The following is a 22,822-nucleotide window of genomic DNA, read 5'->3' as shown; positions in this document are numbered from 1 at the left end:
GTGTTGCGCCGCAGTCGCGCGCACGTCATTGGGAGATCGGCCAAAGCGCAAGACCGAGAGAGGCCCCATGACCACCTCACCCCCTACGCCCTCATCCCCTGGGACAGTGCAGGGCCGCGTCGCCGGCAAGGTCTGTGTCGTCACCGGCGCCGGGTCGGGCATCGGACGGGCGATCGCCCACCGGCTGGCCGAGGAGGGCGGCCTGGTGCTCTGCGCCGACGTCTCCGCCGACGCCGCCGCCCGCACGGCGGCCGAGATCACCGAGGCCGGCGGGACCTCCCGGGCCCGCACGGTGGACGTCTCCTCCAGCGCCGCCGTCGACGCGATGGTGGCGGCCACCGTGGCGGACTGGGGCAGGGTCGACGTCCTGGTGAACAACGCCGGGGTGAACCTGCCGGGCCTGTTGCACGAGGTCCCCGACGACATCATCGACCGGACCCTGGACATCAACGTCAAGGGCCAGCTCTACGGCTGCCGGGCGGTGATCCCGCACATGCTGGAGCAGGGCGGCGGGTCGATCGTGAACATCTCCAGCGTGAACGGGCTTGTCAGCGAGCCCTTCCTCACGGTCTACTCGGCGTCCAAAGGCGCGAGCGTGATGCTCACCAAGGGCGTCGCGCTCGACTACGCCAAGCAGGGCATCCGCTGCAACGTCATCTGCCCGGGCTGGGTCGACACCCCGATCAACCACGCCCACGCCGAACTCCTCGGCGGCCTGGAGCGGGTGTACGACACCATCGACTCCTTCCAGCCGATCGGCCGGCCCGGCGAGCCGCGCGAGATCGCCAACGTGGCCCTTTTCCTCGCCTCCGACGAGGCGAGCTTCATGACCGGCAGTGTCGTCGCCGTCGACGGCGGCATGACCTCGCAGTAACCCTCGACCCACCCGCAGCCGTACCCCCACCCCGTCCCCGCCAGCACCTCAGTCAAAGGGGTTCCCCATGGCTTCAGAAAGCGTCGAGCAGGCCGAGCCCGTCGGCAAGAGACAGGCCGCGGTCAGCGACGACGAGGCCCGCCTCCACGAACTGGGCTACGCCCAGGAGCTGGAGCGCAGCATGTCGCCGTTCTCCAACTTCGCCGTCTCCTTCACGATCATCTGCATCCTCTCCGGCTGTATGACCCTGTACGGCTTCGGCATGAACACCGGAGGCCCGGCCGTGATGGTGTGGGGGTGGCCCGTCGTCGGTCTGCTCACCCTCACCGTGGGCCTGGGGATGGCGGAGGTCTGCTCCAGCTACCCGACCGCGGGCGGCCTGTACTACTGGGCGGCCAAGCTCGCCAAGAGCAACGGCCCCGCCTGGGCCTGGTTCACGGGCTGGTTCAACTTCCTCGGCCAGGTCGCCGTCACCGCCGGCATCGACTTCGGTCTCGCCCAGTTCCTCAACGCCTTCCTGGACCTCCAGTTCGGCTTCGCGGCCACGCCCGGGCACACGGTGCTGCTCTTCGGCATCACCCTCCTGGTCCACGCCCTGCTCAACGTCCGTGGCGTCAAGGTCGTCGCCCTGCTCAACAACATCAGCGTCTGGTGGCAGGTCATCGGCGTCGCCGTGGTCGTCCTGGCACTGATCGTCTTCCCCGGCAGGCACCAGTCCGCGGGCTTCGTCTTCGGGCACTTCGTCAACAACACCGGATGGGGAAGCGGCCTCTACGTCTCCCTCCTGGGCCTCCTCCTCGCCCAGTACACCCTGACCGGCTTCGACGCCTCCGCCCACATGACGGAGGAGACCCACGACGCCGCCCGGTCCGGTCCGCGCGGCATCGTCAACTCCATCCTCGTCTCCCTGGTCGCCGGCTGGATCCTGCTGATCGGCGTCACCTTCGCCATCCAGTCGTACGACGGAGCACTCGGCAGCAGCACCGGGGTGCCGCCCGTGCAGATCTTCCTCGACGCGCTCGGCGCGACCGGTGGCAAGCTGCTCCTGCTCATCGTCATCGGCGCCCAGTTCTTCTGCGGCATGTCCTCGGTGACCGCCAACTCGCGCATGATCTACGCCTTCTCGCGCGACGGCGCCCTGCCGGGCTCCAGGATCTGGCACAGGATCAGCGACCACACCCGCACCCCGACCAACGCGGTCTGGCTCGCCTCCGGCGGCGCGTTCCTCCTCGGGCTGCCCTACCTCATCAACCCCACCGCGTACGCCGCCGTGACCTCCATCGCCGTCATCGGTCTGTTCATCGCGTACGTCATCCCGATCTACCTGCGGCTGCGCCAGGGCGACGACTTCGCCGCCGGTCCGTGGCAGCTGGGCCGCTGGAGCAAGCCGGTCGCGATCACGGCCGTGGTGTGGGTGGCGTTCGTGACCGTCCTGTTCATGCTGCCCCAGGTCAGTCCGGTCACCGCCAAGACGTTCAACTACGCTCCGGTCGCGGTGGTGGTCGTGCTCGGCTTCGCCGGTGCCTGGTGGCTGCTGTCGGCCCGCACCTGGTTCACCGGGCCGAAGGTCCAGGGGAGCGCGGAGGAACTCGCGGCCATCGAGCGGGACCTCAACCAACTGGCGTGATGGGGCAGTCGGCCGTCGCCGGGCTCGCGCACCGGCGGCGGAACGACGGCACACAAGCGGCGGGCATCCGGGAGCACCCCCGGGTGCCCGCCGCTTCGTTCACCTGCGCGCCGGTTCCGCCCCGCCCGCAGGCCCTGGCCGCGCTGCGGAGGTCACCCGGTGGTGCCGGCCGTGGGCGTGCGGGTTGTGTCCGAGGCCTCCTTGGCCCGGAGCACCACGTCGACCAGCATGTCGAGCGTCTGCCCGGGATCCGTGCCCTCGGGGTCGGCCAGCCAGGCCAGGGCCAGACCGTCGAAGGTGACCGCGACGAACTGGGCGAGCGCGGCCGCCCGTCGGGGCGCGACGCCGCTGAGGACGGGGGCGAGCGAGCGGGCCGCCAGGTCGCGGTACCCACGGTACTGAAGGCGGGCGAGCTCACGCATCGACGGGGTGCGCAGCGCGAGGGCCGTGAGCTCGTAGTAGGCGAGCTGGGTGCCCGGGTCGCTGTCGACGACCTCGTCCCACGCCGCGCGCAGGGCCGCCCCCAGGTCCTCCCGCGTCGTCCCTCCGCCCGGCCGGTCGCCGATGGCGACGGTCCGTTCGAGCCGGGCGGTGATCTCGCGCACCACGTCCTCGAGCAGCGCGTTCTTGTCCGCGAACCAGTAGTGGACGGTGCCCTGCGGCACCCCGGCCTCCTCGGCGATCTTGCGCGTGGTCGCGGCCGCGACACCCTCCCGCCCGATGACCCGGATCGCCGCCGCGACGAGTTCCTCGCTGGTGGCGCGGTGCGCACGACGGCGTCTGCTGGCTGACTTCACTGACTCGACGGGCTCGGCGCTCATGCGCGTCAGTCTGGCACGGCCGACCGAATTTGGTCGCCTGCCCAATTAATCTGGTCACGCGACCAAAAAATGAATATGCTCCCCTCCACCTCGCCATCGGGTCAGGAGAAGGAGGAGCCATGGGGACCGATCAACGACATGAGACATCGGATCCGGAGCGCACACGGCGCGTGCTGTCCACCCGCAGGGTGGTGTTCCTGGTCATCGCTGCGGCCGCTCCGATGGCGGCCATCGCGGGCAACGAACCGCTCGCCCTCGTACGGGGCGACGGCATCTCGCTGCCCGCCGCCTACGTCATCGCCGCCGTGGTCCTGCTGTGCTTCGCGGCCGGCTACTCGGCGATGAGCAGACGCGTGGCGAACGACGGCGCCTTCTACGTCTTCGTAGCCCGCGCGCTCGGCAAGCGGGCCGGTGCCGCCACCGCCTACGTGGCCGCGCTCGGCTACCTGTCGCTCGCGGTCGGCATGGCGGCGGTGTTCGGCTACTTCACCTCGCTGGTCCTCGCACAGTCCGGCACGGACGTCCCGTGGGGCGTCTTCAGCGCGGCCGGAGTCGTCGTCGTGACGCTGTTCGGGCACCGCAGCGCCGATGTCTCCGCCCGGTTCCTCGGCCTCCTCATGGGCCTGGAGTTCGCGGTCCTGCTCGTGCTCGACGTGCTCGTCGTCGGTCACCGGGGCGCGCAGGCGTTCCCGGCGGAGGCGTTCTCGGCCGGGCAGCTGTTCGGCGGCTCGCTGGGCATCGCGGTCATGTTCGCCTTCACCAGCTTCGTCGGCTTCGAGTCCGCGGCGCTGTACGGCGAGGAGACCAGGACACCGGAACGCAGCATCCCGCGCGCCCTCTACATCTCGGTGGCGTCCATCGCCGTCTTCTACGTGCTCACCTCCTGGGCCGTGATCGGCGGGGCGGGCGGCACCGCCGCTCCCCAGCGGGCCCGCGAGGACCTGGGCGACCTCGTCTTCACCCTCGCGGAGCAGTACGGCGGGACCGCGCTGCTCGACGCCGCCGCGGTCCTGCTGTGCACCAGCGTCCTCGCCTCCTGGATCGCCCTGCACAACGCGGCGAGCCGCTACCTCTTCGCCCTGGGCCGGGAGCAGGTGGCCCCCCGCGCGCTCGGCCGCTACCACCCGGTGCACCAGAGCCCGCACGTCGGCAGCGCCCTGGTCACCGCGGTCACGGTCGGTGTCGTCGGCGTCATGGGGCTGGCGGGCGCGGACCCCTACGAGGTCATCGCCTCGGCGGTCGTCAGTCTGGGCACGCTGTCGGTCGTCCTCGTCCAGGCGGTGACGGCAGCGGCCGTCTTCGTGTTCTTCCGCGGACGGGACGACCGGCGGCCGTTCTCGGGCGTCGTCGCCCCCGTGGTCGGCGCCCTCGGGCTCGGGACGGCGTTCGTCCTGGCCTCCCTCCACTACGCGACCCTGACCGGCACGGACAACGCGCTGCTCAACGCCGTACCGCTGCTCATCGTCGTCACGGCCGCCGCCGGTGCGGGCGCCGCACAGCGGCTGCGCGCCCGGCGTCCCCTCGCCTACTCCCAGCTCGCCGGCACGAGGAACCGGCACCGCCCGGACCCGCGCACGCCGCAGCAGCGGCCGGCCTACACCCGGCGCTACTGCGTCGTCGGCGCCGGCCCCTCCGGCATGATCATGGCCCGCAACCTGCTGCGCGAGGGCGTCCCCTTCGACTGGTACGAACGCAACCCCGACTTCGGCGGGATCTGGGACCCCGAACACCGGGGCAGCCCGATGTACGAGAGCTGCCACTTCATCAGCTCCAAGTACACCAGCGGCTTCTACGGCGCGCCGATGCCGTCCCGCCTGCCGGACTACCCGGGCTGGCGCGACATCCGCGACTACGTCCGGGACTTCGGCCGGCAGTACGACCTCTACCGGCACGTCAGATTCGGCACCGAGGTGGCCTCGGCCGAGCCGATCGCCGACGACCGCTGGCGGGTCACGCTGTCCGACGGGACGGTCCACGAGTACGACGGGCTCATCTGCTGCCCGGGCGTCACCTGGCACCCGAACGAGGTCGCCCTGCCGGGCCGGGAGACCTTCCGGGGCACGCTCCGCCACTCGCTGACGTTCCGCGACGGCCTGGAGTTGCGGGGCAAGCGGGTCCTGATCGTCGGGGCCGGGAACTCCGGGGTCGACATCGCCTGCGACGCCGCTCGCCACGCGGACACGGCCTACCTGTCGGTCCGGCGCGGCTACCGGTTCGTGCCCAAGCACATCGCCGGGCTGCCGACCGACGCCCTGCTCTCCGGCAGACTCGACCCGCCGAAGGGGCTGGTGCTCTCCGGCGACGTCAACGCGATGCTCGACGCGCTCGTCGGCGACCTGACCCGGCTCGGACTGCCGACGCCGGACCACGACGCGCTCAGCAGCCACCCGATCATGAACACCCAGGTGCTCCACCATCTGGCGCACGGCGATCTCGTCGCCAAACCGGACATCACGCGCCTGACCGAGACCGGCGTCGTGTTCTCCGACGGCACCGAGGCCGAGGTCGACGAGATCCTCCTCGCCACGGGCTACGAGTACCGGATGCCGTTCCTCGACCCCGAGCTGCTCCCCTGGAAGTACGGCCACCCGCAGCTGTACCTGAACGTCTTCGCACGCGAGCTGGACTCCCTGTACGTGCTCGGATTCGTCGAGTTCGCGGACGCCGCGTACAAGCGGTTCGACGAGATGGCCCAGCTCATCATGATCGACATCAACGCCCGGGAAACGGGTGTCCGCAAGGACGAACTGACCTTGCTGAAGCGCACCGACACCCCGGACCTGCGCGGCGGTGTCACCTACGTCGACAGCCCGCGCCACACCAACTACGTCGAGCGCACCACGTACATGGCCCATCTCGCCCGGTTCCGTGACCGGTTCGGGTGGCACGACGTGGACGACCACACCTTTGACGGTCAGCGGGCCGACGCGCCCTCCGACTGGTCCTCCACCACCACGACCGAGCCCCCGAAGGAGCCCAGCCATGTCTGACCGTACGTCTCTCGCGCTCGTCACGGGCGCCGCAGGTGGCATCGGCGAGGCGGTCTGCACCCGCCTCGCCTCCCAGGGCCGCACCCTGCTGTGCGTCGAGCGTGACGCGACACTCGCCGCGAAGGCGGCCACCGCGGCCGGCGCGGACGCCGTCCCGGTGGGCTGCGACCTGTCCGACCGGGATGCCGTCTCCGCCCTGTGCGCCCGGATCGAAGAGGAGTGGGCCGACCGTCTGGAACTGGTCTTCCTCAACGCCGGGGTGATCATCCCGGGCGACGCAGCGGAGGCCACGGCCACTCAGCTGCGGCTCCAGCTCGACGTCATGCTCGGATCGGTCGTCGAACTCGCCGCCGCCGCGGCCCGCGTCATGAAGGCGCGCGGACGCGGCCACATCGTCGCCACGGTGTCCATGGGGGGCATCCTCGCGCTGCCGGGTTCGGCGGCGTACTCGGCGGCCAAGGCCGGGCTGCGGGCCTACCTCGCCGCACTCGGCGCCGAACTGCGCGGGACCGGGGTGGCCGTCAGCGGGATCTACCCCAGCGCCGTCGACACGCCGATGCTCCTCCACGAGGCGACCCACGACGACGGCAGCCTGCTCAACTTCCTCGGCAAGGTGAGTACGGCGGACGACGTCGCCCAGGTGGTGGACCGTGCCCTGCGCACGCGAAGGCTCGAGTACTACCTGCTCTACAGCGACTCGGTCATGTGCCGCGTCCTGGAGTCGTTCCCGTGGCTCGTCCCACCGCTCCTAGGCCCCGCCGAGGCGATCGGGCGGCGCGGACGCGCCAAGTACCTGGCGCGCAAGGGAAAGGCGCGGGCGTGACGAGGCGGCCGGCACCGAACGGGGTGCGGGCTACGGCAGGGGGACCACGGTTCCGCCACGCGGTGTGCCGACGGACCCAAGGGCCGGTGCATCCGTGTGTTCGCGCGCCGCAGGACAACGGTGCACGGCCGCGGCCCAGGTGTTCTGTCCGGGGAGGTTGCGGACGGGCGAGACAGGTCCCGGCCGGGGAATCCTGAACAGGTGAGGGCCTTCCGGCTTCGGTGTGGATTGTGACGTCCGCACCGACCGGGAAGGCCCTCATGCCCCACCGCGACGGACCCCTGACCGAGACCGGCCGCCTGCGCCTGGCCTGCTGCGTCATCGAGGACGGCCGGATCCTGCGCCGAGCGGATCATCAAGGTCCGCCTCCTGCGCCGCTGGGGACCGGCACGCATCGCCCACCTGCTGCGACTGACCCCCTCCAGCGTCCGCCAGGCCGGCCGCAGGACCCGCTCCGGCGCGGGTCACAGCTACCTGCGCCACGCCGTCGACGTCCGTCTTCCGGCGCCGGACGCAGGTGTTCTACACCCAGGCCGGCATCACCTGGGAGCATCTGCCGCGGCAACTCGGCTTCGGCTCGGGCATGATTCGCCGGCGCCTGCGGCCGAGTGGACCCGAGGCCGGAGTCCGGTCCCGACTGCGCTAAGTCCCGTGCGTCAGTGGTGAGATGCGCTTCACTTCTCCCGTGAACGAGGGAGCACTGCGCAAGATCAAAGGTAGACCCCTCACACCACGAAGCGGGACACGACCCTGGCCGTCGGGGCTGATCGTCTCCACGAGACGCCGGCCCTTCCGCCTGCCCGTATGCCGATCACTCGCCCGACCGCGGGCGGTCACAGGATGAGCAGACGCACTTCGGCGTCGGTCGGCCATACGGACCCGGTCCCCGTCGTGGCCCCGCGCGGCCCGTTCCCCGCAGTGCCCCGCCCGCGGAGGTACCACAAAGCGGTACGGCCGGTCATCGCCCTGAGCTCGCGTGTCAGGTGGGCCTGGTCGCTGAAGCCGCAAGCGGTCGCGACGCTGGCCGACGGCTGGTTGGCCGTCAGCATCATGAGAGCCTTCCGCAGCCGTAACACACGGGCCGCCGCCTTGGGCAACAGGCCGATCTGCTCGCGGAAGCGCTCTTGCAGTTGGCGCCAGCTCCACTGTGTCCCGTCGACCAGTCGACCGATGGGGATCGTGCCCGAGGTACGCGCCAGTTCCTGCCAAGCCCCCAGGATTCCCGGGGAGTACTCGGGTCCGGTGGCGGCCCACTTCCTCAGCATGACGTCGAGGATGTGCAGACGCTCCTTCCACCGCCGGGTCGCCGTCAGAGCGGCGGCCAGCGTATCGAACCGCCTCCCCAGCAACTGACCAGGGCGGACGACCTGTTCGGCAAGCTCGTGCATGGTCACGCCGAAGGTCCGGAACGCCTCCCACGGTGGCAGGGCGATTTCGAGGCCGATGTACGAGCCGCTGTGTTCCCTGAGCCTGGCCCGGGTGTGCGGTCCGGCCAGCGACGAGGAGAACAGCTGCGTCCCGGTCGGCGCACCCACCGGGCCGCTGATGCGCAGCTCGCCCTTGAACGCCAGGGTGAGCGTTGTCCAGCTGGTGGGCGCCTGAAGCCACCGCTGGCGTCCGCCCCGGCTGATCCTGTAGCGCCGACAGCCAAGGCCCGCGCCTCTTGCCTGCGGGGTGGCGACGGAAGGGGAGTGGTCGGGGAACAACGTCCAGTGACACACGTGGGGTGACCCCTCCAGTCCACGACGTACCCAGCATCGAGCGGGTCAATAATGATGCATTGTTCAACCACCTCTGCCACAGGTGCTTGTCAGCCATTGATCACGCACGGGAGTGCGAATTTCTTCAATACATCCCGACGGCTCTCCGGCAGGCTCGGGGCGAGCAGGGCGCGACGAGACCGACGAGGCTTCCGCCGTCCTGACCCGAGGAAGGCAGAGTGACTGTGCCGGACACCACGTCAGAGGCGAGAATCTACGAGTCCGAGGGGTTGCACGAAGACGAAGGGGCCGGGGCGCTCGGCCTGTACGACGGGTGGGAGCAGCGCAACTGGAGGATCGCCGACCTCGACCTGGCCGCGGACCGCCCCGCCTGGGACGCGCTGCCCGAGGTCGTCCGGACAGGGCTGCTGGCCGGGTTGAGCGGTCTCTTCCTGGGCGAGGTCTCCGTGACCGAGACACTGGCGCCACTGGCACACGCGGCACCCCGGTACGACTACCAGCTGTTCCTGTGCACCCAACTCGCCGACGAGGCCCGGCACACGCTGTTCTTCCAGCGCTGTCTGGACGCGCTCACCGGCCTCGGGCAGCACCGCCCGGACGACCTGCACACCGAGGGCAGACGCACCGAGGCACTGGCCGATGTCGTCGAACGCAGGCTCGTGGAGCGCACCGCCGCGGTTCGGCCGAACGGCGATCCCGCCGACTGGTACCGGGCGGTGACCCTGTACCACCTGCTGGCCGAGGGCGTTCTCGCGATGACGCTCCTCCACTCGCTCAGCGACACCGTACGCGCCCTGCCCGGGCTGACCGCCGTGTCGGAGGGCCTGGCCAGAGTGGCGCGCGACGAGGCCCGGCACGCGGCTTTCGGGATCATCGCGCTCCGCGACGGCGTCCGCGGTGGCTACCGGGACGCCATCGCCGAGGAGGTGGTCCAGAGCATGCCGGTGGTGGCCCGGGCCCTGGTGGATCCCGAACGGCGCCTGACCACACTCGCGCTGCCGTTCGTCGTCGCTCGGCACGGACGATTGCTGGCCGGCCAGTGGGACGCCGCGGCCGACGCCCTGCACCGGCGCCTGGTGAGCATCGGCTTGCGGGACCTCACCGACGACGTGCGTCGTGCCTGGTACGCCGACTGTGCGACAGCAGTCGACGAGTACGAGGAACTGCACGGTACGCGTCATCCCAGCCGACTGGCCCAGCAGGGGGCCGGCGGAACCGGAAAGGGGCGTTAGTGCTCTCGCACGAGACCATCGCGGAACGGGTCCACGCCATCATCGCCGAGGTCGGCCGAACGGATCCGGGGACGGTGACCCGGACGCTCAGGCTCACCGACGACCTCGGGTTCGACTCTCTGCAGCTGATCCAGCTGGCCGTGGCGCTTGAGGAACGGTTCGGGATCAGCGAGGTCGAGGAGACCGCGATGCTCGACATCGTCACCGTGGGGGACGTCGAGGAACTGATCGCCAAGCTCGCCGGGGACGGCGTATGACATCGCTGCTCGGCTGGCTCGACGACCCGGCGGAGAGCGCCGGGATCAGCTTCCGCGCCGGTGACGACTGGCAGCGGCACAGCCACCGTTCCACCGCCGAGGCCGTGCTGCGGGTCGCAGGAGGGCTGCGCGACACCGGGATCCGGTCCGGCGATGTCGTGTCGCTCGTCCTTCCCACCGGCCATGACTTCGTCATCGCCTTCTTCGGGGCGCTGGCCGCCGGCGCCACCCCCAACCCGATCGCTCCGCCGGCAGCCTTCGCCAACTCGGCGGCGTACGTGGAGCAGACGAGCCGGCTGCTGTGGGCGGCCCGGCCGAGCGCGGTCCTGACCGACGCCGACGGACTGGAACTGGTCGGGCAGGCGTGTCGAACCGCTGGCGGCGGTTTCCCGCTCCTCACCGTCGGACAGGTCCGCCGCGGCAGCCCGTCGCTCGCCCGGCCGCCCGCGGCCGAGGCGGCGTTGTTGCAGTTCACCTCGGGGTCCACCGGCGATCCGCGCGCCGTGGAGGTGAGCCGGGAGAGCCTGGAGACCAACCTGGCGGGCATCGCGGGATGGCTGGGCATGCGGCCGGGCGACACCACGGCCACCTGGCTGCCCTTCCACCACGACATGGGACTGATCGGCTGCCTGCTCACGCCGGTGGTGACCGGGACGAGCGTGCTGGCCCTCAGCCAGGTGCAGTTCGTCCGCTCGCCGCTGCTGTGGTTGGAGTGCTTCGGTGTGCACGGCGCGGTCTTGACCGCGACACCCGCGTTCGGCCTGGCGCACGTCCTGCGGTACGTCACGGCACGGCCCCAGGCGCTCGAAGGCTGGGACTTCAGCCGCTGGCGGTCCGCGATCGTGGGTGCCGAGCGGATCACACCCGGACTGCTGGGCCGGTTCGCCGCCGCGCTGCGGCCGTGGGGCTTCGACGAGGCGGCGCTGTGTCCCGCGTACGGCCTGGCGGAGAGCACGTTGGCCGTCACCGGTGTCCGGCCCGGGGACCGGGTGCGCGTCTGCGCCCCGCCGGCCGGACCGCGGGTGGTGGCCGGCCACCCGTCACCGCTGCGGCCCGGCCGTCCGGAGCCCACGGCGGACCCCGGCACCGTCATCGAGAGCCCGCTGGTGGGATGCGGCACTCCGCTCGCCGGGGCCGAGATACGGATCCTGGACGAGGACGGCGCCACCGCGGCCGAGGGCAGGATCGGCGAGATCACGGTCCGTGGCCCCTGTGTGGCGAGCGGCTTCCGCACCCGCGACGGGATCCTCCCGGTGGCCGACGGGGACGGCCGGCTGCGGACCGGCGACGCGGGATTCCTCCGCGGCGGCGAGCTGTTCGTCGTCGGCCGGATGGGTGACGCCCTGAAGGTCCGGGGCCGCACCGTCTTCGCCGAGGACGTCGAGGAGCGGGTGGCCGACTGCCTGGACAGGACCCGACACCGGGTCGCCGCCCTGCTCGGCGCCGACGGCGCCGACGACACCGTCGTGCTGCTGGTCGAGGGTCGCGTGGGCGCCGATGGCGCGGCAGAGGTGCCCTGGGACACCGTGTCCGCGGTACTTCGGGCCTGCGTCGGCGCGGATGTGCGCCGGCTGATGTTCCACGGTCCGCCCGGCGCCATCGCCCGAACCACCAGCGGCAAGCCGCGCCGCAGGCTGTTGTGGCAGCGCCTGACGGGGCCGGAGCGACCGGACGGCGTGGTGGCGTACACCCCGAAGCCTCAGGCCACAGGCAGCAGCACGGACACGGAGGACCGGATGGAGGTGTCATGACGACCACGGCACCGCGGAGCGACCAGCTGTGGCTGGACTCGCTGGCCGCGTTGATCCCCATACCGGCCCCCTACCGCCGCGCCGACCAGAACCGGGCCACCGTGCTGACGACACTGCGCTGCGACGACCGGACCCTGGACCTGCTGATCCGCGAGGGACTGCCCTGCGAAGGCCCGGAGGGCGCCCAGAGGTTCGACGGTTACGACATCTACAACCTCGGCCTGTACTCGAGCACCCGCCGCTCGTTGCCCGAGTACGCCGCACACTTCGTGACCCGCCTGGCCCGCTCCGACCCCGGGACCTGGGTGCGGCCCCTCGAGTGGACGTTGCGGCTGCGGGCCCGCTGCGGGGACCCGGCGCGGTGCGCCGACGGGGACCCGTGGCGCGTGGTCAAGCCGGTTCCGGAGGCGTACGGCGGCCATGTGCGGCAGCTGTCCGGGCACCCGGCGCCCGAGGTCACGGCCACCTCGCTGGAGATCGCCGGCGCGCGGGGACCGATCGAGCTCACCTGGCAGGTCACCACCGCCGGGGTCCGGCGGACCCTGGTCTCCGCTCGCCTGCGGGAACTGATGCGGTGGCTGGTGGAGGACTTCCGTTTCCAGTCCATCCCGTTCGAACTCGCCTCGGACACCGCGCGGCTGCGGCAGTTGGGCATGGCCGACTGTGTGGGAGGCAGCCTTCTGATGGAGGAGGAGTGCCGTCGGCTGGGCATCCCGGCGCGGGCCCGGCGGACCGTGCTGCTCGGGGTCATGGCGTTCCTCAACCACGCCCGGCTGGAGTGCGTCGACGAGGACGGAACGGAGAAGGCCCTGGACCCCGGGCTGTGCTCCTTCGCACGACTGGACGGTACCGCCCGGCCGGACTTCGAGGAGTTCTGCCACGGCTCCACCAGCAACCGGCTCATCCCGCTCGCGGGGCCGCCCAGACCGGCGCTCGCGACCCACGGCCCCGACAGCGGCTGCCCGGCCGAGGTGGACACCCAGGTGAGCAGAGAGGACCGGACCCCATGAGTACGGCGGCGCTGGAGCACTACCCCGACTGCTACGGCTGCGGGAGTGGCAACGACCGGGGTCTCGGCCTGCGGATGACCTGGCAGGACGGCAGCGCCGTGGGCGAGCACACCATACCCGGTCATGCCGCGGGCGCACCCGGCATCGCGCACGGCGGATACCTCGCCGCGCTGGTGGACGAGGCGCTGGCCCTGATCGGGATGGCCGCGGCCGGAAGCCCGACCATGACCGCGCACGTGGAGATCGACTACGCTCGCCCCACCCCGGTGGAGCGGCGCCTGCACCTGCGGGGCAGCGTCGAGCGGACCTCCGGCCGCCGGCTGACCGCCGTCGTCGAGGGCGGTACGGTCGACGGCCCGTTCTCCTTCCGGGGACAGGGCATCCTCATCGCCGTCGCCACCGACCGCTGGATGGAACCACTGCACCGGGTGTACCGGCCGGAGCGGATCGGCTCCGCCGTGGTGCTGGGCCTTCACCTGGAGGACGCACCGAACGGTACGTGGACGCTTCGCGCCACCCCGCACGGCCTCACCGGCAACCAGGGCTGGGACGCGGAACTCGACGTCGTCTACCGGGGCCCGGCCGAGCACTGGCACGACCTGAGCCGCCGACGCAGGACCCTCGACGAGGTGGCCGCTCATCCCGAGGTCCGGCTCGACGGCGACACGGCGGCGCTGCGCAGACTGGTCGACTGCCTCGACTTCCCGGGGGAAGCGCCGTGAACGGCACCGGGCTTCCCACGGACCCGCTGCTCCACGACGTCCTGCTGCCCGGCGCCGGCGACCAGGAGGCCGTCGACGGTCCGACCGGCCGCTGGACCCGCGGGTACCTGGCCCGGTACGCGCGTACGTGCGCGGCCGAACTCGTCCGGCGCGGGATCACCGACGGCGAACGCGTCCTGGTGAGCCTGGACCCCGTCCCGGAGGCGGTGGGTGTGCTGCTCGCCTGCTCCATGGCCGGCGCGGTGTACGTTCCGGTGTCGCCGGACACCCCCCAGCACCGCGTACGGCAGATTCTCGACCACGTGGCGGCCACTGCCTGGCTGCGGGCGCCGGACAGCCCCGGCGGCCGGCCGCTCCCGGTGCCTGCGGCACGCGTCGCCGACGTCACCGCCGACGGCCTGCGGTTCCACGACGCGTGCCCCGAACACCACGGCGCCCGGCGGCGTACGCTCGGCACGGATCCGGCGTACATCGTCTTCACCTCCGGGACGACCGGACGCCCCAAGGGCATCACCAACTCGCACCGCGCGCTCGTCGCCTTCGTCCGGGCGCTGACCCGGCACTTCTCACTTCCCCCCACCGCCCGGGTCGCCACGTTCTCCCCCATGAGCTTCGACCTGAGCATCCTCGACCTCGGCCTCGCCCTGGGCTCCGGTGCCACCCTGGTCCAGGTGCCGCGGATCCTCGTGCACCATCCCCGGCGGATGCTGCGCTACCTGGCGGATCACGAGGTCACCCACGTCAGCGGAGTTCCGTCCATCTGGCGGCCGTTGCTGGCGACGGCCGGGCAGGGCACCGAGGTACCGGCCCGCATCACCGGCATCCACTTCACCGGGGAGCACTTCCCGGGTGCCCAGGTACGCAGGCTCGCCGACCTGTTCCCCGGTGTGCGACTCACCCACGGCTACGGCCAGTCGGAGTCGATCCAGTGCTCGTTCCGGGACCTGCCCCAACCCCTTCCGGACGCGTGGGAGGACATGCCCATCGGCCGGGCGCACGACGGCGCCGAGCTGATGCTGATCGACGAATCGGGCGAGGAGGTCACCAAGCCCGGCGGGACTGGCGAGCTGTACCTGCGGGCAACGACGCTGTTCAGCGGCTACTGGGCGGACCCCGAGGCCACCCGGGCGGCCCTCGTGCCCGATCCGCTGAGGCCCATGGCCCCGGAACCCGTACTGCGTACCGGCGACCTGGCGCGGAGGACGGAGGACGGGGAGTTCACGTTCCTCGGACGGCGCGACTTCCAGGTCCAGGTCCGCGGGAACCGGGTGGAACTCGCCGAGCTCGAACGGGTGCTGCTGGAACACCCCGGCGTGGCGCACGCCGCCGCCCTCACGGTGGACACCGGTGGCGGCGACGAACTGGCGGCAGCCGTGGTGCCTACCGCGCCCGGCCGGCTCACCGAACCCGGCCTGCGCTCCTTCTGCCAGAAGCAGCTTCCGGACTACATGGTGCCCCGCTACGTCGTGTTCGTCCCGGCCCTGCCGCTGTCGGTGCACGGCAAGCTCGACCGCGCGGCGCTGTCAGCACTGATCAGCGCGGACCTCGCGCGTGACAACTCCTCCGACTGAGAGATGGTGGGCATGCCACGGCGCAGTCTGCTCGACGAATCCCAGGTCATTTCCGACGAACACGTCCTGCTGGGAGCGCGGAACGCCACCCTCACCCTGGCCGCCCCGGGGGAGGCGCCACACGACTACACCGACCTCATGAGCGCGTACGGCGCGGTCAACTTCGGTCACCGCAATCCCGACATCGACCCGGCGGCCGGTATGACGGCCGACCTGTCGGGCTGCTTCTACCCGCCGGAGGCCGACACGGTCGCCGACTGGCTGTGCGAGCGGCTCGGCCTGCCCGACCACCGGGTCCTGTTCCAGATCGGCGGCAGTTTCGCCGTGTCGACCTCGCTCGCCCTGGCGGCCCGCGCACGACCCGGCCGGATACTGGCCATGCAAGGCGCGTTCCACGGGCTCGGCCAGGACACCCTGGCCGCCACCGGAATCCAGCACGACATCGCCCTCCAGGCCGGCCCCGGCGTGACCCAACTGGGGCAGAACGTCGACTTCCTCGCTCCAGGCGCCCCGGTCCCGGACTGGGAACCGTACTCGTGTCTGCTGTTCGAACCCGTGCAGGGGGCCAACGGGTACGTGCCGCTCCCGCGGGAATGGCTGCGCGGCCTGGCGGGGCAAGCCCGGGCGGCCGGCGTCGTGGTGATCGCCGACGAGGTGCAGAGCGGCTACTACCGGCACGGCGAACTCAGCGTCGCCCGGTCGTGGGGCCTGACCCCGGACATCCTGCTGTTCAGCAAGTCCATGACCAACGGCGCCTATCCGCTCTCCGCAGTCGTCTTCGACAGCGGCCTGGGCCATGGCGCGCCGGACCCGATACGGCTGGCACACACCTTCCAGACCGGGGTCCTCGGCTACCGGGCCGCCGCCGCAGTGACTCGCTACCTGGACGCCGCCCCGGTCGCCGACCTCGTGGCCGGAGTCGAGCGGCGGCTGCGCGCCAGTGCGGACACCCTGGAGGCCCTCGGCGGCGTACGCCGCGTCCACGTGACCGGCCCGACGCTGTCGTTCGAAGTGCCGGGAGGACTCGGCCGGGAAGTCGTCGGCCGTTGCTTCCTCGACGGCGTCATCGCGTTCGTCGGCGGTCATCGCGGTGAGCGGATCCGCATAGCCCCGCCCGTGACGATTCCCCCCGACCAACTGGCCGACGCCCTGAACACGCTGACCGAGGCGGTGTCCGCCGGGGTCGCCCAGGACACATGCCGCGCCGCATCAACCTGAGCCCGCAGAAAACGGAGAAGCAGAGATGATGCCCGACCGTACGGAATTCGTCAGTGCCGTCCAGGACTTCCTGGTCAAGCACAACCCGGTGGGACCGGCCGAATTCGGCCCGGACGACAACCTCTTCGTCCTCGGGCTGATCGACTCACTGCGCCTGGTGGAGCTGATCGTCTTCCTGGAGGAGCTGAGCGGCCAGGACATCCCGGTGGAGAACTACTCGATCAGCTCCTTCTACACGATGAACGGCCTGTACGACATGGTCCGCTCGGCGGCCGCGGCCACGGAGGTGACAGGATGACGGTGCAGGACGAGGTGACGGTACGTCGGCTGGCGTCGCTGTTCGACAGGCTCGGCTGCGCCCTGTTGCATGACGCGGCCCCCGACGTCGCCACGGTGGTCGACACGCCCCTGCGCTCGCGCACCCCAGGACTGAGCGCCGCCGGCCCGGCCTTCCCGGTGGCGACGGACAACGACATGCTGCCCTGCCTGCAGGCCCTCGACCTGGCACCGCCGGGCTCGGTGATCGTGGTGCACAACACGACGGAGCGCTCGGAGGCCCTGGCGGGCGACATCTACGTCACCGCCTGCAAGGAGCGCGGCATCGCCGGCCTCATTGTGGACGGCGCCGTCCGTGACGTGGACTCACTGCCCGAGATGGCGTTCCCGGTGTTCAGCTCGCAGGTGACCTACGTGTCGGCAAAGACCGCCAAGGCCCCGGCCCGCGAGGTGCCGGAGAGCGTCACGTTGGGCTCGTGCACCCTGCGGCCGGGCGACTGGATCTTCGCGGACGGCGACGGGGTCCTGACCGTCACCCAGCGGTATGTCAGCGCCGTGCTGCGCGCCGCGGTGTTGCTGGCCGAGCGGGAGGAAGAGCTCAAGGGCAAGCTGCGGGCCGGTGAGACCCTGGGCGAGCTGTGCGGGCTGGGGGACTTCCTGGCAGGCCGGGCCCCGCTGCGGTTCGAGGTCTGACGGTGCTCACCAAGCCGCCCCCGCTGCTGCTGAGCGACCACTGGTCGGTCCAGCACGTGCTGCGCAGCCCGCACTTCACCGTGGACCACCCCTTCCGGGCCACCCGTCAGCTGTTCGGGCCGACCGCGATCGATGTCGACGGCCCCCGCCGACGTACGCTGCGGTCCCACGTGACCTGGTTCACTCCGGGACACATGACCCAGTGGCAGTCCCGCGCCGTCGACCCCGTGGTCCGGGATCTCGTCTCCGCTCTGCCCCGCGGGAACCCGGTCGACTTCATGGAGGCCGTCGGCCGCCGGCTACCCACCCGAGTCGTCCTGCGGGTGCTCGGCTGCCCGGAGGAGGACGAGGACTGGGTGTGGGCGCGGCTACGGCCGATCGTCGCCCACATAGCGACTCCTGGACCGCCGGTCGAGGCTGCCGGGGCCCGTGACGAGCTGGACGGTTATCTGCGTCGCTGTCTGCGTGAGCAGCCACCGCCCGGCACTCTGCTGAGCCTGCTGACCGAACGCATCGGCGCGTCCTCGCGGTCCGCCGCCACCGACACCGTGGTCCGTACCGCTCTGCTCCTGCTCGCGGCGGGTGTCGAGACCACTGCGGCGGCAACGGGCAACCTCATGGTCTGCCTGCTCCGTCACCCGGGCACGTGGCAGGCCCTGCGCGAGGGGGAGTTCTCCCCGTCGGAGACCGTCAGGGAGGCGCTGCGGTGGCTCTCCCCGCTGCGGCGGACCGTCCGCTTCGCCTCCTGCGAGACCGAGGTCGGCCCGCTGCGGCTGACCCGCGGCACCATGGTCGAGCTGGACCTCGCCGCCGCCAACCGTGATTCACACGCCTTCGAGCGCCCCGGCGCCTTCGAGCCCGGCCGCCCCGGACACCCCGCCATGGCCTTCGGCACCGGCAACCACGCCTGCGCGGGAGCCCGTCTGGCACTCGCCGAACTGGAGACCCTGCTCACCGCCTTGGTCCGGCGCTTCCCCACCGCGTCCCTGCCCGCCGGCGCGGAAGCCCGCGCCGAGGGCGACGTCTTTCACCAGCCGACACGGCTCGTCATGACGCTGGGCTGACCGTCCCGGTGGACACGGCCCGAGCACCGACTGCCCGACGACCACGATTCAAGAGCGGTTCGGGAGGACCAGCCACGGCTGATTGCCGCAGATGGTGTTTCCGGGATTGTCCCCGCTGGTCATGGACGATGTGGCTGACGAAGGTGAGCGGATCGTGGTGCGGTGGCCCTGACGCCGCGGGAGACCGCGGTCTGTCCGGTGTGTGGTGCCTTGTCGGGACGGGTGCACGGCTATCACTGGCGGACGGTGGCCGACGTTCCGGTCGACGGGCGCCGGGTGTGGTCCGTGTGCGGGTGCGGCGTCTGGTGTCTCCCACGCGCGGCTGTCGGCACACCTTCCGCGAGCAGGTGCCCGGGGTGCTGGACCGTTACCAGCGACGCACGGCCCGTCTGACCAGGCAGGTCAAGGCCATGGTCAAGGAGTTGGCGGGCCGGGCGGGATCACGTTTGCCGGTGATACTCGCGGCGGGCCTGTCCCGCCACACGGCCCTGCGCGTCCTGGTGCGCATTCCGTTGCCCGCCGGGCGGATGCCCCGCGTGATCGGTGTCGACGACTTCGCCCTGCGCCGGCGGCACCGCCATGCCACCTTGGTGATCGATACCGACACCCATGAGCGGATTGACGTGCTGCCCGACCGCACGGTCGGCACGCTGGAAGCCTGGCTGCGCGGGCATCCGGGCGTCGAGGTCGTGTGCCGCGACGGCTCGACCAGGTACGCCGAGGCCATCCGCCGCGCGCTGCCCGGCGCGGTGCAGGTCGCTGACCGATGGCACTTGTGGCACAACCTGTGTGAAGCCGCCCTCAGCGAGGTGAAGGCGCACAGCACCTGCTGGGCCGCAGTGCTGGACGCGCCGATCCACGACGGGCCCGCGCCCAGACCACCCTGGAACGCCGGCACCAGGTGCACGGCCTGCTCGAGAAGGGGGGTGGGCCTGCTCGAATGTGCCCGGCGTCTGCAACTCGCCCTGAACACCGTGAAACACTACGCGCGAGCCGACCGGCCCGAGCGCATGCTCCGCGTCCCCGAATACCACGCGAGCCTCGTCGGACCCCTACCGCGAACACCGACCGAAGCCACATCTCCCCGCGCAGACTCGCCCGGATGCTGCTGACCAGGCCCGAGAAACTCAAGGCCGAGCACCACGAACTCCTGGCCAAACTCACCGCCGCCTGCGCCGAGATGACCCAACTGGCCGCAGCCATCAGGGACTTCGCCCCGCTCCTCTCCCCTCACGCCGACAACGCCGACATGCCTCACCTGTATGCCTTCGCCCGAGGTCTGGAACGAGACCGCGAGGCCGTGGATGCAGCTCTCACGCTTCCGTACCGCAACGGTCGACCGAGGGTGTCAACACCAAGTCCAAGCGCATCGCGCGCCAGACGCACGGACGAGCAGGCTTCGCTCCGCTCCGCCACCGCATCCTCCTCGGATAGCAGTCACCCTGAGTGACCATCGAAAGTGAGACAGGGCCGTTAGGTTTACACTCCCGGGCTACAGCCCTGGGGCGCCCGGGCTGGAACGTGTCTCAACGACGGCCCTGAACAGTGCGTGTTGACCTGGTCGGATCTGAAGCTTGCCTGCACCCTCACGCGATACGGCAACGGTCCTTGGTCGAGACGGCGTGTTTGATCGCCGTTCCCAAGGGTCGGACGCTGAGCCGGCACAACGTAACCCCGAGCGATACCGGCAGATGCGCGTCGAACACGGCGCGCGTGAGCCCCGCTTGGCGCAGTGCAGCGCCAAGCGGGTCGGCTGGTTTCGGTCAGGCTGCCGGGGCGGTCAGGACGGTCTTGGCAGCCAACCGGAGATGTCTGATCATCGGATTCGGGTCGCCCTTGCGGCTGACCAGGACGACCCGGCTGGGGGGAGCGCCCTCGACCGGGACGGTGACGAGGTCGGGACGCAGTGAGCTACGCCGATCGCCGACCGGCAGCACGGCGATCGCCTTGCCGCTTGCGACGAGTTCGAGCTTGTCCTCGTAGCTCTCGATCGGCGGCACGCCGGCCCCGAGGATCCGGTAGGAAGCCCAGTCTGCGGTCTCGAACGCGCACGGCGCCGTCTCCTCGCCGGCCAGTTCTTCCGCGGTCACCGACGCGCGGTCGGCCAGGGGATGGCCGCGCGGGACCGCGAGCATCCGGGGCTCCTCGTACAGCGGGGTGGTGAACACGTCGTCGGCGGCGAACGGCAGTGGGGCCCGCGCGATCAGGGCGTCGACGCGCTTGTCGGACAGTGCCCCGACGTCGCGGCAGCTCAGGTACCGGGTGGCGATCTCGGCGTCCGGACAACGACGGCGCAGTTCCCGTACGGCGGCAGTGATCACCAGGTCTTCGACGTAGCCGATGGCGATTCGTTCGGTCTCGGCCTGTTCACGCACGGCCAGCTCGGCCTGGCGGGCGGCCTGCAGCAGGGCTTGGGCCAGGGGGAGGAAGTTCTGGCCGGCCGAAGTGAGCCGGGTGCCCTGGGGTGTGCGGTCCAGCAGGCGTGCGCCGAGGTACTTCTCGAGCCGTTGGATCTGGCGGCTCAGCGCCGGCTGGGCCACGTGCAGGTCGGCGGCGGCGCGGCCGAAGTGCTGGTGCGCCGCCACCACGGTGAAGTAGCGCACCAGCCGCAGTTCCAGGTCCTGTCCTAGATCGTTCACCCTTTCAGCGTACGCGTCATGCCGTTTCGGAATGATCGGGTTGCCGAACCGGTCTTGGACGGTCATGCCGTCCTGGGCCTTGACTGAAGGAGCAACGTTTCCCCAGGAAAGCGACAGGCGCGATGAAGGCGATTCAGTTCCACGAAGCGGGCGGGCCGGAAGTTCTGCAGTATGACGAGGTGCCGGTTCCCGAGATCGGGCCGGGCGAGGTGCTCGTCCGGGTGCACGCGGTGGGCATCAACCCGCCGGACTGGTACCTGCGTGAGGGGATGAAGGTCATGCCGGCCGAGATGAGGCCGGTGCTGGAGTTCCCTCTGATCCCCGGAACGGACATGTCAGGCGTGGTCCAGGCGGTCGCTCCGGACGTGCGGGGGTTCGCCGTCGGTGACGAGGTCTTCGGCATGCTGCGGTTCCCCGGATTCGACGGCCGGACGTACGCCGAGTACGTGGCCGCGCCGGCTTCGGACCTGGCTCACAAGCCGGCCGGTATCGACCACGTGCAGGCGGCCGGGGCGCCGATGGCCGTGCTTACGGCCTGGCAGTACCTGGTTGATCTCGGCCACGATGTGCCGTCTCCTTTCACTGGTCAGGTGCACCAGCCGTTGCCGATCACGCCAGGGATGACCGTGCTGGTCAACGGGGCCGCCGGTGGAGTGGGCCACTTCGCGGTGCAGCTGGCGAAATGGAAGGGGGCACACGTCATCGCGGTGGCCTCGGGCCGGCACGAGCAGTTCCTGCGCAAGCTCGGCGCCGATGAGTTCATCGACTACACCAGGACGCAGGCCGCGGACGTGGTCAGCGGTGTCGACCTGGTGATTGACACCGTCGGTGGCCCGGACAGCTCACGCTTCCTGACCGTGCTCAAGCGCGGCGGCACCATGCTTCCGGTGTTCTTCGCCGAGTACGACCCGGAAGAGACGGCAAGCCTGGGCATCACCGTCTCGAACATTCAGGTGCGTTCCAACGGCCCCCAGCTCGCCGAGATCGGGCGCTTGTTCGACGAGGGCAGGCTCCAGGTCGGGGTGGACAGCACCTACCCGCTGCCCGAGGCGGGCAGCGCACACACGCGGGCCGCACAGGGCCACATCCAAGGCAAGATCGTGCTGGCGGTGGTCCCGTGATCGCCGAACTCCAGCAGGCGGTGGCGAAGTACGCCCACGCCCTGGACGAGCTGAATGTGCCCGAGCTGGAAGCGGTCCTGACCGAAGACACCACCTGGACCTTCACGATGCCCGGACAGGCAGTGATCGGCCCGGTCGCCGGGCGCGCGGCGGTGCTCGACTTCGTCCGTGACGGGCACACGGTCCAGACCGGAAGGGTGCGGCACTACCTGGCCAATGCCGTGGTCACGACGACGAACGCCACCACCGCCGAGGTGCGGGCCTATCTGGTGCAGACGAGGAACACCGGCGAGAGCATCCAGATGATCTCGACCGGGGTCTATACGTTCGGCCTGCGCCGGTCCGACGGTGGGTGGCGGATCGCCGAGCTCGCCCTGACGCTGGACAACGCCTTTTAGGGCTTGCAGAGAAT

Annotated in this window: 19 protein-coding genes and 2 pseudogenes; 18 read left to right on the top strand and 3 right to left on the bottom strand. The window is 70.9% G+C overall.

What is annotated here, in order from left to right; all coding sequences use genetic code 11:
* The first annotated feature begins 106 nt into the window (after positions 1–106).
* Both ACYQ8Q_RS00310 and ACYQ8Q_RS00305 read left to right on the top strand, forming a co-directional pair.
* Complete coding sequence (locus tag ACYQ8Q_RS00310; RefSeq protein WP_460060601.1) at positions 107–874, top strand: SDR family NAD(P)-dependent oxidoreductase; 768 nt, start codon at positions 107–109, stop codon at positions 872–874.
* Positions 875–1,055: 181 nt separating this feature from the next.
* The gene (locus ACYQ8Q_RS00305) at positions 1,056–2,501 is read left to right on the top strand and encodes an amino acid permease (RefSeq protein ID WP_460073107.1); all 1,446 of its coding nucleotides are present in this window, start codon (positions 1,056–1,058) and stop codon (positions 2,499–2,501) included.
* A 152-nt stretch (positions 2,502–2,653) separates the two neighbouring features.
* Here the strand turns inward: ACYQ8Q_RS00305 and ACYQ8Q_RS00300 are convergent, their stop codons facing one another.
* The gene (locus ACYQ8Q_RS00300; RefSeq protein ID WP_460060599.1) at positions 2,654–3,322 is read right to left on the bottom strand and encodes a TetR/AcrR family transcriptional regulator; all 669 of its coding nucleotides are present in this window, start codon (positions 3,320–3,322) and stop codon (positions 2,654–2,656) included.
* A gap of 119 nt (positions 3,323–3,441) precedes the next feature.
* Here ACYQ8Q_RS00300 and ACYQ8Q_RS00295 point away from each other — a divergent pair, with 119 nt between their 5' ends.
* The 3 genes and pseudogenes from ACYQ8Q_RS00295 to ACYQ8Q_RS00285 all read left to right on the top strand — a co-directional run.
* Entirely contained in the window at positions 3,442–6,312 is a 2,871-nt protein-coding gene (locus tag ACYQ8Q_RS00295) for an amino acid permease (protein ID WP_460060596.1), read from the top strand.
* Positions 6,305–7,135, top strand: a complete 831-nt coding sequence (locus ACYQ8Q_RS00290; RefSeq protein WP_460060595.1) for an SDR family NAD(P)-dependent oxidoreductase — start codon at positions 6,305–6,307, stop codon at positions 7,133–7,135. The genes ACYQ8Q_RS00295 and ACYQ8Q_RS00290 overlap by 8 nt, the downstream gene beginning before the upstream one ends.
* Positions 7,136–7,395: 260 nt before the next feature.
* Positions 7,396–7,570, top strand: a pseudogene (locus ACYQ8Q_RS00285) (IS481 family transposase); the annotation flags it as partial.
* A gap of 398 nt (positions 7,571–7,968) precedes the next feature.
* Here ACYQ8Q_RS00285 and ACYQ8Q_RS00280 read toward each other — a convergent pair.
* Positions 7,969–8,856 (bottom strand): helix-turn-helix domain-containing protein, encoded by an 888-nt coding sequence (locus ACYQ8Q_RS00280; protein WP_460060593.1) that lies wholly within the window; start codon positions 8,854–8,856, stop codon positions 7,969–7,971.
* A gap of 218 nt (positions 8,857–9,074) precedes the next feature.
* Here ACYQ8Q_RS00280 and ACYQ8Q_RS00275 point away from each other — a divergent pair, with 218 nt between their 5' ends.
* The 11 genes and pseudogenes from ACYQ8Q_RS00275 to ACYQ8Q_RS00225 all read left to right on the top strand — a co-directional run bounded on the left by ACYQ8Q_RS00275 (position 9,075) and on the right by ACYQ8Q_RS00225 (position 20,084).
* The gene (locus tag ACYQ8Q_RS00275; protein WP_460060590.1) at positions 9,075–10,088 is read left to right on the top strand and encodes a ferritin family protein; all 1,014 of its coding nucleotides are present in this window, start codon (positions 9,075–9,077) and stop codon (positions 10,086–10,088) included.
* A complete protein-coding gene (locus tag ACYQ8Q_RS00270; RefSeq protein WP_460060586.1) occupies positions 10,088–10,345 on the top strand; it encodes an acyl carrier protein in 258 nt (85 codons plus the stop codon). The genes ACYQ8Q_RS00275 and ACYQ8Q_RS00270 overlap by 1 nt, the downstream gene beginning before the upstream one ends.
* Positions 10,342–12,096, top strand: coding sequence for an AMP-binding protein (locus ACYQ8Q_RS00265; protein ID WP_460060583.1), 1,755 nt, complete (start codon positions 10,342–10,344; stop codon positions 12,094–12,096). Before ACYQ8Q_RS00270 ends, ACYQ8Q_RS00265 begins: the two co-directional genes overlap by 4 nt.
* Entirely contained in the window at positions 12,093–13,106 is a 1,014-nt protein-coding gene (locus ACYQ8Q_RS00260; protein WP_460060581.1) for a hypothetical protein, read from the top strand. The genes ACYQ8Q_RS00265 and ACYQ8Q_RS00260 overlap by 4 nt, the downstream gene beginning before the upstream one ends.
* On the top strand, positions 13,103–13,828 hold the full coding sequence (locus ACYQ8Q_RS00255) for a hotdog domain-containing protein (RefSeq protein WP_460060580.1): 726 nt from the start codon (positions 13,103–13,105) through the stop codon (positions 13,826–13,828). The genes ACYQ8Q_RS00260 and ACYQ8Q_RS00255 overlap by 4 nt, the downstream gene beginning before the upstream one ends.
* A complete protein-coding gene (locus ACYQ8Q_RS00250) occupies positions 13,825–15,399 on the top strand; it encodes an amino acid adenylation domain-containing protein (RefSeq protein WP_460060577.1) in 1,575 nt (524 codons plus the stop codon). Before ACYQ8Q_RS00255 ends, ACYQ8Q_RS00250 begins: the two co-directional genes overlap by 4 nt.
* A 12-nt stretch (positions 15,400–15,411) precedes the next feature.
* On the top strand, positions 15,412–16,617 hold the full coding sequence (locus ACYQ8Q_RS00245; protein WP_460060574.1) for an aminotransferase class III-fold pyridoxal phosphate-dependent enzyme: 1,206 nt from the start codon (positions 15,412–15,414) through the stop codon (positions 16,615–16,617).
* Positions 16,618–16,642: 25 nt separating this feature from the next.
* Positions 16,643–16,915, top strand: a complete 273-nt coding sequence (locus ACYQ8Q_RS00240) for an acyl carrier protein (protein ID WP_460060571.1) — start codon at positions 16,643–16,645, stop codon at positions 16,913–16,915.
* Positions 16,912–17,586, top strand: a complete 675-nt coding sequence (locus ACYQ8Q_RS00235; RefSeq protein ID WP_460060568.1) for an RraA family protein — start codon at positions 16,912–16,914, stop codon at positions 17,584–17,586. Before ACYQ8Q_RS00240 ends, ACYQ8Q_RS00235 begins: the two co-directional genes overlap by 4 nt.
* A gap of 2 nt (positions 17,587–17,588) precedes the next feature.
* The gene (locus ACYQ8Q_RS00230; protein WP_460060565.1) at positions 17,589–18,650 is read left to right on the top strand and encodes a cytochrome P450; all 1,062 of its coding nucleotides are present in this window, start codon (positions 17,589–17,591) and stop codon (positions 18,648–18,650) included.
* Between the two features lie 91 nt (positions 18,651–18,741).
* Positions 18,742–20,084, top strand: a pseudogene (locus ACYQ8Q_RS00225) (ISL3 family transposase).
* 329 nt (positions 20,085–20,413) lie between these two features.
* Here ACYQ8Q_RS00225 and ACYQ8Q_RS00220 read toward each other — a convergent pair.
* A complete protein-coding gene (locus ACYQ8Q_RS00220) occupies positions 20,414–21,289 on the bottom strand; it encodes a LysR family transcriptional regulator (protein ID WP_460060563.1) in 876 nt (291 codons plus the stop codon).
* A 122-nt stretch (positions 21,290–21,411) separates the two neighbouring features.
* Here ACYQ8Q_RS00220 and ACYQ8Q_RS00215 point away from each other — a divergent pair, with 122 nt between their 5' ends.
* Positions 21,412–22,410 (top strand): NADP-dependent oxidoreductase, encoded by a 999-nt coding sequence (locus ACYQ8Q_RS00215; RefSeq protein WP_460060560.1) that lies wholly within the window; start codon positions 21,412–21,414, stop codon positions 22,408–22,410.
* Complete coding sequence (locus ACYQ8Q_RS00210) at positions 22,407–22,808, top strand: nuclear transport factor 2 family protein (RefSeq protein ID WP_460060557.1); 402 nt, start codon at positions 22,407–22,409, stop codon at positions 22,806–22,808. The genes ACYQ8Q_RS00215 and ACYQ8Q_RS00210 overlap by 4 nt, the downstream gene beginning before the upstream one ends.
* Positions 22,809–22,822 lie beyond the last annotated feature (14 nt).

Source organism: Streptomyces sp. YKOK-I1 (genome assembly GCF_054660435.1).
This window is presented reverse-complemented; position numbering and strand designations above follow the sequence as displayed.

Excerpts from the sequence above, each read along its gene's own strand:
- ACYQ8Q_RS00240 (WP_460060571.1), top strand. The coding sequence starts at position 16,643 with ATGATGCCCGACCGTACGGAATTCGTCAGTGCCGTCCAGGACTTCCTG.
- ACYQ8Q_RS00215 (WP_460060560.1), top strand. The coding sequence starts at position 21,412 with ATGAAGGCGATTCAGTTCCACGAAGCGGGCGGGCCGGAAGTTCTGCAG.
- ACYQ8Q_RS00305 (WP_460073107.1), top strand. The coding sequence starts at position 1,056 with ATGTCGCCGTTCTCCAACTTCGCCGTCTCCTTCACGATCATCTGCATC.
- ACYQ8Q_RS00295 (WP_460060596.1), top strand. The coding sequence starts at position 3,442 with ATGGGGACCGATCAACGACATGAGACATCGGATCCGGAGCGCACACGG.
- ACYQ8Q_RS00255 (WP_460060580.1), top strand. The coding sequence starts at position 13,103 with ATGAGTACGGCGGCGCTGGAGCACTACCCCGACTGCTACGGCTGCGGG.
- ACYQ8Q_RS00265 (WP_460060583.1), top strand. The coding sequence starts at position 10,342 with ATGACATCGCTGCTCGGCTGGCTCGACGACCCGGCGGAGAGCGCCGGG.
- ACYQ8Q_RS00245 (WP_460060574.1), top strand. The coding sequence starts at position 15,412 with ATGCCACGGCGCAGTCTGCTCGACGAATCCCAGGTCATTTCCGACGAA.
- ACYQ8Q_RS00290 (WP_460060595.1), top strand. The coding sequence starts at position 6,305 with ATGTCTGACCGTACGTCTCTCGCGCTCGTCACGGGCGCCGCAGGTGGC.
- ACYQ8Q_RS00300 (WP_460060599.1), bottom strand. The coding sequence starts at position 3,322 with ATGAGCGCCGAGCCCGTCGAGTCAGTGAAGTCAGCCAGCAGACGCCGT.
- ACYQ8Q_RS00235 (WP_460060568.1), top strand. The coding sequence starts at position 16,912 with ATGACGGTGCAGGACGAGGTGACGGTACGTCGGCTGGCGTCGCTGTTC.
- ACYQ8Q_RS00260 (WP_460060581.1), top strand. The coding sequence starts at position 12,093 with ATGACGACCACGGCACCGCGGAGCGACCAGCTGTGGCTGGACTCGCTG.